This window comes from Nonomuraea sp. NPDC050394 (genome assembly GCF_044459065.1).
GTDB lineage: Bacteria > Actinomycetota > Actinomycetes > Streptosporangiales > Streptosporangiaceae > Nonomuraea.
Genome location: NZ_JBITIO010000003.1, coordinates 283293 through 296840, shown reverse-complemented (window position 1 = coordinate 296840; position 13548 = coordinate 283293). Strand labels below are relative to the sequence as shown.

Here is a 13548-nt window from a genome sequence, read left to right as displayed (position 1 = left end):
TAGTGTTCGCAGTATTTATGAAAGAGACATCTTTAATCACCGTTGGGCACACGTTAGCCTGTCCGCCATGCTGCAACCCCACGAGGCCGTCTCCTTCTGGGCTCCCGCCGAGCTCGGCAACCACCGCGTGACCGTTCTGGTCGAGACGGAAAGCCCGCTGGTGACGGTGCCCGTGCCCTGGATCACGCCCCAGCACCACCGGGGCTCCGGCCTCGTGCGAACGGCCGGCGGCGAGGAGGCCGGCCGCGCGCACGCCGTCCCCGGCGGCTACGCCTTCGCGCCCACCCATGGCAGGGGACGCTACGTTCTCTACTACACTGCGTACGAGAACGCGGCGACCCCGCAGTACCCTCAGCACGAGTACCTCCCGCCCACCGGTGACCTGCCCGAAGGCCACTCGGACACGTGCGTGGTGGAGTCCTACGAGGCCCGCACCGAGCACGACCGCTACACCGCCATGGAGCGTCCCGCCCCGCCCATGGAGGGCTTCTTCGCCTTCGGCGAGAGCCGCGAGCACCCCATCCGGATGCGCGCCCTGCCCGCCCGCTGGCTGGAGCGCGAACCCGGCCCCGTCCGGCTGCGCGCCGACCGCGGCGACCACCTCGCCTTCCAGATCGGCGTGTACGGCTCCCGCCCCCTGCGCGACGTCCGCGTGGAATGCGACCTGCCGGGCTTCACCTGCCACACCCTCGGCGGCACCGACCACCTCGGCCGCGACTTCACCCGGCGCCTCGATGTGAGCGCGCACACAGTGCAAGCGCTCTGGTGCGGAGCGCTCATTTCCGAAAGCGAGTTCACTGTCCGGGTGTTCACGGAGGGTGAGCAGCCGCTGACGGTCGACTTCGTGGTGGAGCTCAGCGATCGGACCTCCGACGACCACGGCGACGGCGATCCGGCCAAGCTGTCACGGCTGCGCTGGCTCGACTCCCGGCGCTTCGCCGACGACACCGTGGTGCGCCCGTTCACGCCGGTCACCGTGGACGGCGCGCGGCTCGGCGTGCTCGGCCGCACGGTCACGCTCGGCCCCGACGGGCTGCCCACCGCCCTGACCTCGTACTTCACGCCCGAGGTGACGCTCGGGCAGGAGGCCGTGCAGGTGCTGTCGGGGCCGATCGGCTTCGAGGTGCCCGGCCACGAGTGGGCGAGCGACGGGTGGCGGATCACCTCCCGGAGCGCCGCGGCCGTGACCTGGGTGTCGCGGTGGCGGGCCGGGGACCTCACGCTCGACCTCGACGGGCGGCTGGAGTTCGACGGGACGCTGGAATACCGGCTCGACCTGTCCGCGCGGGCCGACGCCGACCTGGACGACACCCGGCTGAACGTGCCGCTGGCGGCGCTGCCGTACCAGATGGGGCTGGGGCGGCCCGGAGGGGCGCGCGCCGTCCTCGACTGGCGCTGGGACGTCAGCCGCAACCAGGACGCGGTGTGGGTCGGCGCGGTCAACGCCGGCGTGCAGGTCAGGCTGAGCGACGAGCACTACACGCGCCCGCTCAACACGAACTTCTACCACCAGCGGCCGCTCGTCCTGCCCGGCTCGTGGCACAACGGCGGGCGCGGCGGCGTCCGCCTCGACGACGAGCGGCTTCTCTGTTACGGCGGGCCGCGGCGCATGGCCGCGGGGGAAAGGCTGCGTTTCGACGTACGGCTGACGCTGACCCCGTTCAAGCCGATCGACACCGCCGCCCACTTCCGCGAACGCTACTTCCACGCCTACCGGCCCGCCCGCGAGGTCCTGGAGGCCGGGGCCACCGTGGTGAACACCCACCACGCCACCGAGGTCAACCCCTACATCAACTACCCGTTCCTGGCCGTGGACCGGCTCAAGGAGTACGTGGACGAACTGCACGCGGCGGGCCTGCGCAGCAAGGTCTACTACACGGTGCGCGAGCTGACCACGCGGGCGCCCGAGCTGTGGGCGCTGCTCAGCCTGGGCGACGAGGTGCTCGCCGCCGGGCCGGGCGGCGGCGGCGCCTGGTCGCGCGAGCACGTCGGCGACGGGCGGCTGCCCGCCTGGTTCGCCACCGCCACCGACGACTCCTCGCTCATCACCAGCGGGCAGTCGCGCTGGCACAACTTCTACGTCGAGGGCCTGGACTGGCTGGTGCGCAACGTCGGTGTCGACGGCATCTACCTCGACGACCTGGGCTTCGACCGCGAGGTGATGAAACGCGTCAGGCGGGTGCTGGACCAGCGTCCCACCCCGCTGATCGACCTGCACTCGGCCAACCAGTTCAACGCCAAGGACGGCTTCGCCAGCAGCGCGAACCTCTACCTTGAGCACCTGCCGTACGTGGACCGGCTGTGGTTCGGCGAGTACTTCGACTACAGCGCGCACCCCGACCAGTGGCTGGTCGAGACGTGCGGCATCCCGTTCGGCGTGATGGGAGACATGCTGCAGGACGGCGGGCACCCCTGGCGCGGCCTCGTCTACGGCATGACCAGCCGGGTCTACGGCGGCGGTGGCGACCCGCGGAGCATGTGGCGGCTCTTCGACGCCTGCGACCTGCCGTCGGCGGCGATGTACGGCTACTGGTCGCCCTCGGCACCGGTGCGGGCCTCGTCGCAGGCCCGCGCGACCACCTACGCCGGGCCCACCGGCACCCTCGTCGCGATCGGGAGCTGGCACGACGGGCCCGCCGAGGTCAAGCTGGAGATCGACTGGGACGCGCTCGGCCTCGACCCGCGCACCGCCGTGGTGCGCTCACCCGCCGTCGAGGGGCTGCAGGAGGCGGCGCTGTTCTCCGCCTACAAGCCGGTGCCCGTCGAGGGCGGACGGGTGCTGTGGATCAGCGGTCCACGATCTCGTTCTTCCCGATGATCACCACGCCGCCCCTGGTCACGGCGAACCGCGTCCGGTCGTAATCCAGGTCGAAGCCGATCCTGGCGCCGTCGGGGATCACCACGTTCTTGTCGACGATCGCCTTCCGCACGATCGCGCCCCGGCCGACCTTGACGTTGTCCATCAGCACGGAGTCCTCCACCAGCGAGTGCGAGTGGAGGACGACCTTCGGCGACAGGATCGAGCGGACCGCGGTACCGCCGGAGACGATCACGCCGGGGGAGACCAGCGAGTCGATCGCCCGGCCCACCCGGTCGCCGTCGTTGTGCACGAACTTCGCCGGAGGCAGCGGGTCGTGGCCGGTGAAGATGGGCCAGCGGTCGTTGTACAGGTTGAAGACCGGGTGCGCGGCGATGAGGTCCATGTGGGCCTCGTAGTAGGCGTCGAGCGTGCCGACGTCGCGCCAGTACCCGCGGTCGCGCTCACTGGAGCCCGGCACCACGTTGTTGGCGAAGTCGTAGACGTCGGCCACGCCCGACTTCACCAGCATCGGGATGATGTTGCCGCCCAGGTCGTGCTTGCTGGTCGGGTCGAGGGCGTCCTCGCGCACCGCGTCGATCATCGCCTGGGTCTTGAAGACGTAGTTGCCCATCGAGGCGTAGACCTCGTCGGGGGAGTCGGCCAGGCCCACCGCGTCCTTCGGCTTCTCGCGGAAGGCCACGATCTTGCGTCCCGCCGGGTCGGTCTCGATGACCCCGAACTGGTCGGCCAGCGACAGCGGCTGCCGGATCGCGGCCACCGTGACGTCCGCGCCCGACGCCTCGTGCTGGGCGACCATCTGGCGCGGATCCATCCGGTAGATGTGGTCGGCACCGAACACGATCACGTGCTCGGGCATCTCGTCGTAGATCAGGTTGAGGTTCTGGAACAGCGCGTCGGCCGAGCCCGAGAACCAGCGCGGGCCCAGCCGCTGCTGCGCCGGGACCGGCGTCACGTAGTTGCCCAGCATCGCCGACAGCCGCCACGTGCGCGACACGTGCCGGTCGAGGCTGTGGTTCTTGTACTGCGTGAGCACCACGATCTTCAGGTAGCCGCCGTTGGCCAGGTTGGACAGCACGAAGTCCACCAGCCGGTACATCCCGCCGAAGGGCACCGCCGGTTTCGCCCTGTCCGCCGTCAGCGGCATGAGCCGCTTGCCTTCTCCACCGGCCAGCACCACCGCGAGAACCCTGGGGGACGTCATGACCAGGAAGCTACCCCGAAATCCGGCAAGTACGAACAACCTCGCGGGCCGAGCGCTGCGTCCTGCCGCCGACCTTGGTTAAGGTGGGCTCCGTGCGCGTCGATCTGCTCAGCCGGGAGTATCCGCCGGAGGTCTACGGCGGGGCCGGAGTCCACATGGAATATCTGGCCCGCGAGCTGCGCCGGCTGGCCGACGTGCGGGTGCGCTGCTTCGGCGCGGCCCGCGAGGAGCCCGGTGTGTCGGCCTACCGGGTGCCGGGCGGGCTGGAGACGGCCAACGCGGCGCTGCAGGTGCTGGGCGTCGACCTGGAGATGGCCGCCGCCTGCGAGGGCGCGTCCGTCGTGCACTCCCACACCTGGTACGCGAACTTCGCCGGCCACCTGGCCAAGATGCTCTACGGCCTGCCCCACGTCGTCACCACCCACAGCCTGGAGCCGCTGCGGCCGTGGAAGGCCGAGCAGCTCGGCGGCGGCTACACGGTCTCGTCCTGGGCCGAGCGCACCGCCCTGGCCTCGGCCGACGCGGTGATCGCGGTGTCGGAGGGCATGCGCGCGGACGTGCTCGCCGCCTATCCCGAGATCGGTCCCGACCGGGTGAGCGTGATCCACAACGGCATCGACACCGTCGAGTACGCGCCGGACCCGGGCCTCGACGTCCTGAAAAAGCACGGCATCGACCCCGCGCGGCCGTACGTGATCTTCGTGGGCCGGATCACCCGCCAGAAGGGGCTGGTCCACCTCCTGCGCGCGGCGCGGTCCTTCGCGCCCGGCGCGCAGATCGTGCTGTGCGCGGGCGCGCCCGACACCCCCGAGATCGCCGCCGAGGTGACCGGCCTGGTCGAGGGCCTGGCCGGGGCCCGCGACGGCGTCGTCTGGATCTCCGAGATGCTGCCCAAGCCCGAGGTCATCCAGTTGCTCACACACGCCCGGGTGTTCGTCTGCCCGTCGGTGTACGAGCCGATGGGCATCGTCAACCTGGAGGCCATGGCCTGCGAGACCGCCGTGGTGGCCACCGCCACCGGCGGCATCCCCGAGGTCGTGGCCGACGGCGAGACCGGCCTGCTCGTCCCCCTCTCCGGCGGCCCCGACGGCGAGCCCCACGACCCCGATCGCTTCGCCGCCGACCTCGCCGAGCGCGTCAACGCCGTCCTCGCCGACCCCGGCCACGCGCGCGACCTGGGCCTGGCCGGTCGCGCCAGGGCCGTCGAGCACTTCTCCTGGGAACACATCGCCACCCGCACCCTGGAGCTGTACTCGTCCCTGGTGTGAGCCGAGGGGCTCAGCGGGAGATGTGGTGGAGGATGACGTTGTGCACGTGGTGGGCCTTGTTGTCGCCGCGGAAGTCCACCTCGTAGGTGTGCGTCCCGACGTGGATGGCGATCGCGCCCGAGGAGAAGAAGCTGCCCGCGAACGACTTGTTGCTGACCACGCTCACCGCTGAGATCTTGCTGTACGGGATGCTCGTGATCGCGACCCGCTTGCCCACGAACGACTTGTCCTGGACGATCACCCGCCGGTCGGTCAGCCCGAGGAACCCGGTGCCCGCCCCGATCGCGTCATAGACGGCGATGATCTGCTCGCCGGGCATCAGACCACTCTCGATCTGTTTGAACTGTTCTTTCCGGTCATAGGGGATGTCAGCCATGCCGGGCCAACGAACGACCCGGCGACCGCGGTTCCATTCGGCCAAATGGGTCTTGTCCGCCTCCGGGTTCGGGATCACCCTGAAAACCAGGAGGCCTGCCATGACGCATCCCCTCGGAGTCAGCCGCCCCGATCTCACCGTCGCCGACCTGCCCACTCCGGAAGAGGTCTTCAACGTCGCCCGCATCGGGCCTAAGGAGCTGGTCAAGTACGCGGTCGGCCCGAGCCTGATCGCCCTCGGCATCTCCGTCGGCAGCGGCGAATGGCTGCTCGGCCCCCTCAACGTCGGCCAGTACGGCTTCGTCGGCGTCGGCTGGGTCATCCTGGTCTCGGCGCTGCTGCAGACGTTCTACAACGTCGAGTGCTCCCGGTACGTGCTGGCCACCGGCGAGACCCCGGTCGTGGGGTGGGGCCGGGTGCCGCCGGGCTGGTTCCTGTGGGTACCCCTGTCCGTGCTCGTGGTGATCTTCGCGTTCATCGCGGGCGGCTGGGCCGCCTCCGCGGGTCAGGGCGTCTACGCGCTCGTCCACGGCACCATCGCCCCGGCCGGTGCCGAGGAACCGAGGTTGTGGGCCATCGCCCTGCTCGTCCTGGTCTTCGTCATCGCCGCCTCGGCCCGCCGCATCAGCCGCGCCCTTGAGCTGGCCAACTGGATGATGGTCGGCACGATCCTGCTCGCCCTGCTGGCGATCGACCTGTTCGTGGTGCCGTTCTCGCTGTGGTGGGAGGGCATCCGCGGCTTCTTCACCCCGGCCGCGCCGCCCGCCGGCATCACCGCCACGCAACTCGGCGCGCTGGCCGGATTCACCGCGCTCGCCTCGGGCCTCAACTGGTACGTGATGGGCCACTACCGCGACAAGGGCTACGGCATGGGCTTTCGCGCCGGGTTCATCTCCGGCCTGCGCGGCGGCCGCAAGGAGATCCTGGCCAGCGGCGTCACCTTCCCCGACGACGACCGCAACCGCGGCCTGTGGCGCCGCTGGTACCGGCTGCTGCTGACGGACATGTGGGGCGTCTTCTTCGTCGGCGCCATGCTGGGCATGCTGCTGCCGACGATCCTGATGGCCCAGGCCGTGGCCCTGTCGGGGGAGCGGCCCACCCGGGCCAACGTCCCGACGTTCGTGGCCGCCGCGCTCGGCGACGAGTACGGCCGCACGCTCTTCTACGTCGCGCTCGTGCTCGGCGTGCTGATCCTCTTCTCGACGCAGCTCGGCATCTTCGAGGCGATGGTCCGCGTGACCACCGACGCCGCCCACGCCACCAGCCCGCGCCTGCGCGCGCTGATCGAGGGCGACCCGAGGCGCTTCTACTACCCGTTCATGATCGTGCTGCTCGTGATCATCTCGATCGTCATCCACCTGGCGCTGCCGGTCGGCCTGGTGGAGTGGTCGGCCAACCTGTCCAACCTGGGCGCGCTCATCTACCCGTTCATGCTCATCTACCTCAACAGCCGGCTGCCGCGCCCGGCCCGCCCGCGCCCGTGGCACTACGTGATCCTTGTCCTGAACTTCCTGTTCTTCGGCTTCTTCTTCGTCAACTTCGTCGCCGACACCTTCGGAGCGCCGCTGGTCACGTTCTAGGCCACGATGATGGGATGCGTCTTTCGGACGACGTGCCGGCCGCCTTCGGTCGCGCGGGACCCGCCCGCTCGACGGCGGCCGGGGAGAGCTTCCGCGGTGCCGAAGCCCGCCGGTGACGCGCGGGAGGCCGAGTGAACGGCGGGCCCGCATGGTGGCGCGGGCGCTCGTCCTCCGGCCGGCCACCTCGGTGTTCCTGCCCGGGGCCATCCCGCGCGAGGAGGTGGAGCAGTTCGCGCGGGCCACCGGCGTGGTGGAGGCGGCCGTCAGGTGACGGGTTCGAGCACGACCACCGGGATCGGGCGGTCGGTCTTGCGCTGGTAGTTGTCGTAGTCGGGCCAGACCCTGGTCATGGCGCCCCACATCCCGGGCTTCTCCTCGTCGGTGGCGGTCCTGGCCCGCGCCTTGAAGAGCCGGTCCTTGACCTGGACCTCGGCCTCCGGGTCCGCCAGCAGGTTGGCGTACCAGTCGGGATGCTCCTGGGCGCCGCCGTTGGATGCGACCACCGTGTAGGCGTCGCCGTACGTCTGGTAGATGAGCGGGGTGGTGTAGGGGCGGCCCGACCTGCGGCCGCGAGTGGTCAGAAGCAGGACCGTGGTGCCGTTCCAGTCGTGGCCCTCGGCCCCGCCGGTCTGCTGGTATCTCTCGACGTGTTCCTTGCCGTACAGCATGTGATCGCACCTACCCGCCGGCGGCGTGACCTCACCGTTACTCGCCGGGGTCTGTACGAGAAGTTGACGCGGCTGGCAGACTCCTTTTCTGTAAGCGCTTACACGCGATTGTGTGTAACCGCTTACACCGCGAGGGAGACGGACGATGGACGTGACGATTTACGAGGTGGCCCAGCGGGCAGGGGTGTCGATCGCGACGGTGTCGCGAACGCTGCGCGGCACCGGGCCCGTGGCGTCGAAGACGCGCGAGAAGGTGCTCAAGGCCGTGGAAGAGCTCAACTTCACGCCCAGCAGGCTCGGCGTCAGCCTGGCCGAGGGCCGCCACGCCGCCAACGGGATCGTCTTCCCCAACCTGTCCGGCCCCTATTACACCGAGGTCCTGCTCGGCTATGAGGAGGTCGCCTCCGAACTGGGCCGCTCCGTGCTCATCCTGTCCACGACCGGGCGTACCCGGGTGCGGGACCTGGTCAAGGATCTGGCCGGGCGCGTGGACGGGCTGCTGATCTTCGGCCACACCGCGCCCGACGACGTCATCGCCGAGCTGATCCAGGTGGGGATGCCGCTGGTGTTCGTCTCGCGCGAGCCGCTGGCCGGGGCCGACACCCTGCGCGCGGAGAACACCGCATCGGCCCGGCTGCTGGCCGGGCACCTGGCCCTGCACGGTTACGAGCGCTTCGCCTTCCTCGGCGCGCCGCTGGTCACCGGCGACGACGTGGACGAGCGCTGGCAGGGCGTGCGCTCGGTGCTCGGCGCCGCCATCGAGGCCGTGCCCACCGGCCACTACACCGTCGACGACGGCCACCGGGCGGCGCTGCGCCTGCTCAGGTCCGGCGACCGGCCGCGGGCCATCATCTGCTCCGACGACGAGGTGGCGCTCGGCGCGCTGCTGGCCGCCGAGGAGCTCGGCCTCGCCGTACCGGACGACGTGGCCGTCACCGGCTGGGACGACATCATGGCCGCCCGCCACGCCCGCCCGGCGCTGACCACCATCAGGCAGCCGATGCGCGAGCTCGGCGCCCGCGCGGCCCGCGCGCTCGACGAGCTGATCACCGCGGCCCGCTCCACCCCGAACCACCTCACTCTGACCACCGAGCTGGTGATCCGTTCCAGCTGCGGTCATCACCCCCAGGAGGAACCCCGATGAACACCACCACCAGGCGCTCGGCCGCCGGCCTGCTGGCGCTGGCGATCCTGGCCGCCGGATGCGGACGTGAGGCGAACAAGGCGCCGGTACAGGCCAAGGACGTCGCCACCGGCAAGGTCGCGGGCGAGGTCACGGTCTGGGCCATCGGTGAGGAGGGCAAGGCGCTGGGCGTGTTCGCCAAGGACTTCGAGTCCGCCAACCCCGGCGTGAAGGTCAACGTGACCCCGATGGGCTGGGACGTCGCGCACGACAAGATCACCTCGGCGATCGCCGGATCCGCCACCCCCGACGTGAGCATGATCGGCTCGACCTGGGCGGGCGAGCTGTCCAAGACCGGCGCGCTGGAGCCCACGCCCGGCAACCTCATCGACAAGGCCGCGTTCTTCCCCGGCGCCTGGCAGACGGTCGACGTCAACGGCACCGCGTACGGCGTGCCGTGGTACGTCGAGACCCGCGTCCTCTACTACCGCAAGGACCAGGCCGAGAAGGCCGGCGTCGAGCCGCCGAAGACGTGGGCGGAGTGGAAGACGTTCATCAAGGCGCTCCAGGACAAGGGCGGCGCCAAGAAGGGCTTCAACCAGGGCTACACCGAGGGCTCCTGGCAGGAGATGGTCCCGCTCATCTGGCAGGCCGGCGGGGAGATCGTCAAGGACGGCAAGTACACCTTCGACACACCTGAGGCGATCACGGGGCTGAAGCAGTACGCCTCGTTGTTCCAGGAGAAGCTGGCGCCCAACGACACCCCGAAGGGCGGCTTCCCCCAGAACTTCATCAAGGGCGAGGTGGGCGGCTTCGTCTCCGGGCCCTGGATGGCCGGGGTGCTCAGCAACGACGGGGGAGCGGGGTTCAAGGACAAGTTCGGCGTCGTGCCGTACCCGAAGGGGCCGGTCAGCGGCACCAGCTTCGTCGGCGGCTCCGACCTGGTGGTGTTCAAGAAGGCGCAGAACCGGGACGCGGCGTGGAAGTTCGTCCAGTGGCTGAGCGAACCCAAGGTGCAGGCCAAGTGGTACACGACGGTGAAGGCGCTGCCGGCCGTACAGTCGGCCTGGCAGGAGCCCGAGCTGACCGCGGACCCGCAGCTGAAGGTCTTCGGCGAGCAGTTGAAGGACGCCAAGACGCCGCCGCCCTACCCGACCTGGGAGCAGCTGGCCAAGGTCATGGAGGGTGAGCTGGAGAAGCTCGCGCTCGGCAAGTCCACGCCCGAGCAGACGGCCAAGGCCATCCAGGCGCAGGCCGACGCGATCGGCACCGGCCTGTAATCATGATCCACGCTCGGAGGACCGGGCTCGGCTGGGTGTTCGTGCTGCCGTTCCTGCTCATGTTCGTCGTGTTCTACCTCGGGCCGCTGCTGGCCGGCCTCGGGATGAGCTTCACCGACTTCCGTAGTACCGACGTGGCCGACGTGCTGGGCGTCAACCCCGTCGGCGTGCAGAACTACATCCGCCTGGCCCAGGACGAGGCCATGGTCAAAGCGGCGGTCAACACGCTCGTGTTCGTCGTGGTCTGCCTGCCGCTGACGATCGGGCTGGGCCTGGCCGCGGCGGTCGCGCTCAACTCGGGGATCGGACGGCTGCCGGCCGCCTTCTTCCGGCTCGGCTACTACCTGCCGCACATCACCAGCATCATCGGCATCGCGGTCGCCTGGAAGTTTCTGCTGGAGCCCGAGGCCGGGCTGGTCAACCGGCTGCTAGAGCTGGTCGGCGTCCAGGGGCCCGCCTGGCTGCAGGACCAGCGCACGGCGCTGCCGTCCATCATCGCGATGACGGCCTGGCGGGGGTTCGGCTTCGACATGGTCGTCTTCCTGGCCGCGCTCCAGGGCATCCCGCGCGAGCTGTACGAGGCGGCGGAGGTCGACGGGGCCGGGCGGTGGCAGCGGTTCTGGTCGGTCACGGTGCCGCAGCTGCGGCCGGTGATCCTTTTCTGCACCATCTACAGCACCGTCGGCTTCCTGCAGTTCCTGGAGGAGCCGCTGGTCATGACGGGCGGCGGGCCGCTCAACTCGACGCTGTCGGTGTCGCTCGCCATCTGGAAGCAGTTCGGAGTCGGCAACTACGGCTACGCGGGCGCCGCGGCCACCGTGCTGTTCACGGTGATCATCGCGCTCGCGGTGCTGCAGCTCAGGATCGGGAGGTCGCGGTGAAGCGCACCCGCAGGCAGCACGTGATCACCTACCTCGGGCTCGCGACCGGCCTGCTGCTCGTGATCGGGCCGTTCCTCTGGGCCGGGCTGAGCTCGTTCAAGCCCGAGCAGGAGATCAGGCGCGACCCGCCGACGTTCCTGCCCGAGACCTGGACGCTGGGCAACTACGCCGAGCTCCTCGAACGCGTGCACATCGGGCAGGCGTTCATGAACTCCATGATCGTGGCGCTGGCCATCGTGGCGGGCAACCTGCTGTTCGGCTCCATGGTCGGGTACGGCTTCGCCAAGCTCGACTTCCGCGGCAAGAACGTCGTCTTCGCCCTGGTGCTGGCCCAGATGGCCGTCCCGGCGATCGTGCTCATGATGCCGCAGTTCGTACTGATCGCGAAGCTCGGCATGGTCAACACCTTCATCGGCATCATCCTGCCGGGACTGATCAACCCTCTGGGCGTCTTCCTGATGCGCCAGTTCATCGCCGACCTGCCCGACGAGCTGATCCACGCCGCGCGCGTGGACGGCGCGGGCGAGTTCCGGATCTTCTTCAGGATCGTCCTGCCCCTGTGCAAGCCCGCGATGGCCACCCTCGGCCTGATCACCTTCCTCGGCGCGTGGAACAACTTCCTGTGGCCCGCTGTGGTCGCGCAGTCCGAGGACCTCTACACCCTCCCGGTCGCGCTCAACATCCTCAACTTCGCCGAAGGCACCCACTACAACCTGCTGGTCGCCGGATCGGTGATCGTCATCGCGCCGATCCTCATCCTCTTCGTCTTCCTGCAGCGCTTCTTCATCCAGGGAATCGCCACCTCCGGCATCAAGTAAGGAGCACCCGGAATGCTGCTCAACACCCTGTCTTCCTTAACGCTGGCGGGCTTGCTGGCCGCCACGCCCACGCACGTGACGAACCCCGACTTAACCCTCTACAAGTACGCCAAGGACACGTGGCGCTCCATGAACGCCATGGTGGAGCCCGCCACCGGCCTGCCGGCCGACAAGGTCACCGGCGACCTGCGCACCCGCGCCAAGGTCACCTCGCCCACCAACATCGCCACCTACGTCTGGAGCACGCTCACCGCCCGCGACCTCGGCCTCATCGGCTCCGGCGACGCCTCCAGGCGCGTGGCCAGGGTCCTGGACGCCCTGGAGAAGCTGGAGCGCAACACCCCCACCGGCCAGTTCTACAACTGGTACGACCCGGCCACGCTCAAGCTCGTGCGCGTCTGGCCCGACAGCGGCAACCCCATCCAGCCCTTCGCCTCCAGCGTCGACAACGGCTGGCTGGCCACCGCGCTCATGATGATCCCCAAGGCCATGCCGCAGCACGCCGGCAAGGCCGGCCGCCTGGCCCGCTCCATGAACTTCGCCTCCTACTACGACCCCGCCGCCCGCCCCGACGCCGGCACCGGCCTGCTGCGCGGCGGCTTCTCACCCGAGAAGCCGGAAGGCTGCTCGGTCGAGAGCGACTACGCCGGGACCGGCACCGTCGTCTACTCCACCTGCCACCACTACGGCGCGCCCGCCGAGACCCGCATCGCCACCTACGTCGGCATCGCCCTCGGCCAGATCCCGCGCGAGCACTACTTCGGCATCTACCGCACCTTCCCCGACAACGCCTGCGACTGGGCCTGGCAGGACCAGAAGCCGGTCGGCTCCTGGAAGGAGCACCTCGGCGTCAAGGTCTGGGAAGGCACGTACGGCTACCGCGGCATGCGCTACGTCCCCAACTGGGGCGGCTCGATGTTCGAAGAGCTGATGCCCGACCTGGTCGTGCCCGAGTCGAAGTGGGCGCCGCGCAGCTGGGGCCGCAACCACCCGGTGTTCGTCCAGGCCCAGATCGAGCACGGCCTGCGCGAGGCCAAGTACGGCTACTGGGGCTTCTCGCCCTCCAACGACCCGCACGGCGGCTACCGTGAGTACGGCGTGGACCCGCTCGGCATGGACGCCACCGGCTACACCACCGACAGGGAACGCACCACGACCGACCCCGGCTACGAGGGCTGCCGCCCCGCCCAGCCGGAACCGGCCGCCTACGGTGACGGGGTCGTCACGCCGCATGCCGGCTTCCTGGCTCTGCCGTACGCGAAGAAGGCGGCCATGGAGAACCTGGCCGGGCTGAGGAAGAACTTCGACGTCTACGGGCCCGGCGGCTTCTACGACGCCGTCGCGGTCAGGTCGGGCGTGGTGTCGAAGTGGTACCTGGCGCTGGACCAGGGGATGGTCATGGCCGCCCTGGGCAACGTGCTGGCCCGCGACAACATGCGCCGCTACTTCGGCACGCCCGCCGTCGAGGCGAAGCTCCGTCCGGTGATGGGGCTCGAAGAGTGGAACGTCATCCCCGGGACACCTGTCTCCTAA

12 protein-coding genes are annotated in these 13548 nt (G+C 69.7%); 9 read left to right on the top strand and 3 right to left on the bottom strand.

Annotated features, from left to right (window positions below):
- Nucleotides 1-67: 67 nt before the first annotated feature.
- The gene (locus ACIBKY_RS14480) at nucleotides 68-2818 is read left to right on the top strand and encodes a glycoside hydrolase domain-containing protein (protein ID WP_397097120.1); all 2751 of its coding nucleotides are present in this window, start codon (nucleotides 68-70) and stop codon (nucleotides 2816-2818) included.
- On the opposite strand, the gene glgC is transcribed toward ACIBKY_RS14480, so the two are convergent.
- On the bottom strand, nucleotides 2787-4022 hold the full coding sequence (glgC, locus tag ACIBKY_RS14475; protein WP_379623734.1) for a glucose-1-phosphate adenylyltransferase: 1236 nt from the start codon (nucleotides 4020-4022) through the stop codon (nucleotides 2787-2789). The two genes, ACIBKY_RS14480 and glgC, sit on opposite strands and share 32 nt — an antisense overlap.
- A gap of 92 nt (nucleotides 4023-4114) precedes the next feature.
- On the opposite strand from glgC, the gene glgA reads away from it, so the two are divergent.
- Entirely contained in the window at nucleotides 4115-5290 is a 1176-nt protein-coding gene (gene glgA / locus ACIBKY_RS14470) for a glycogen synthase (RefSeq protein ID WP_397097119.1), read from the top strand.
- 10 nt (nucleotides 5291-5300) lie between these two features.
- Here glgA and ACIBKY_RS14465 read toward each other — a convergent pair whose 3' ends face one another.
- Nucleotides 5301-5666, bottom strand: coding sequence for a PH domain-containing protein (locus ACIBKY_RS14465; RefSeq protein WP_379623730.1), 366 nt, complete (start codon nucleotides 5664-5666; stop codon nucleotides 5301-5303).
- A 100-nt stretch (nucleotides 5667-5766) separates the two neighbouring features.
- Here ACIBKY_RS14465 and ACIBKY_RS14460 point away from each other — a divergent pair, with 100 nt between their 5' ends.
- Together ACIBKY_RS14460 and ACIBKY_RS14455 are read left to right on the top strand one after the other, a co-directional pair.
- A complete protein-coding gene (locus ACIBKY_RS14460; RefSeq protein ID WP_397097118.1) occupies nucleotides 5767-7245 on the top strand; it encodes an Nramp family divalent metal transporter in 1479 nt (492 codons plus the stop codon).
- Between the two features lie 112 nt (nucleotides 7246-7357).
- The gene (locus tag ACIBKY_RS14455) at nucleotides 7358-7516 is read left to right on the top strand and encodes a hypothetical protein (RefSeq protein ID WP_397097117.1); all 159 of its coding nucleotides are present in this window, start codon (nucleotides 7358-7360) and stop codon (nucleotides 7514-7516) included.
- Here ACIBKY_RS14455 and ACIBKY_RS14450 read toward each other — a convergent pair.
- On the bottom strand, nucleotides 7509-7913 hold the full coding sequence (locus ACIBKY_RS14450) for a nitroreductase family deazaflavin-dependent oxidoreductase (protein ID WP_397097116.1): 405 nt from the start codon (nucleotides 7911-7913) through the stop codon (nucleotides 7509-7511). The two genes, ACIBKY_RS14455 and ACIBKY_RS14450, sit on opposite strands and share 8 nt — an antisense overlap.
- Nucleotides 7914-8058: 145 nt before the next feature.
- On the opposite strand from ACIBKY_RS14450, the gene ACIBKY_RS14445 reads away from it, so the two are divergent.
- The 5 genes from ACIBKY_RS14445 to ACIBKY_RS14425 are packed head-to-tail and all read left to right on the top strand — an operon-like array spanning nucleotide 8059 to nucleotide 13548.
- Nucleotides 8059-9057, top strand: a complete 999-nt coding sequence (locus tag ACIBKY_RS14445; RefSeq protein ID WP_397097115.1) for a LacI family DNA-binding transcriptional regulator — start codon at nucleotides 8059-8061, stop codon at nucleotides 9055-9057.
- Nucleotides 9054-10316 (top strand): sugar ABC transporter substrate-binding protein, encoded by a 1263-nt coding sequence (locus ACIBKY_RS14440; RefSeq protein ID WP_397097114.1) that lies wholly within the window; start codon nucleotides 9054-9056, stop codon nucleotides 10314-10316. The genes ACIBKY_RS14445 and ACIBKY_RS14440 overlap by 4 nt, the downstream gene beginning before the upstream one ends.
- Before the next feature lie 2 nt (nucleotides 10317-10318).
- Nucleotides 10319-11197 (top strand): carbohydrate ABC transporter permease, encoded by an 879-nt coding sequence (locus ACIBKY_RS14435; protein ID WP_379623717.1) that lies wholly within the window; start codon nucleotides 10319-10321, stop codon nucleotides 11195-11197.
- Nucleotides 11194-12015, top strand: coding sequence for a carbohydrate ABC transporter permease (locus ACIBKY_RS14430; RefSeq protein WP_397097113.1), 822 nt, complete (start codon nucleotides 11194-11196; stop codon nucleotides 12013-12015). The genes ACIBKY_RS14435 and ACIBKY_RS14430 overlap by 4 nt, the downstream gene beginning before the upstream one ends.
- 12 nt (nucleotides 12016-12027) lie before the next feature.
- Nucleotides 12028-13548 carry a glucoamylase family protein gene (locus ACIBKY_RS14425; RefSeq protein ID WP_397097112.1) on the top strand — a complete coding sequence of 507 codons (1521 nt, stop codon included), beginning with the start codon at nucleotides 12028-12030 and terminating at the stop codon, nucleotides 13546-13548.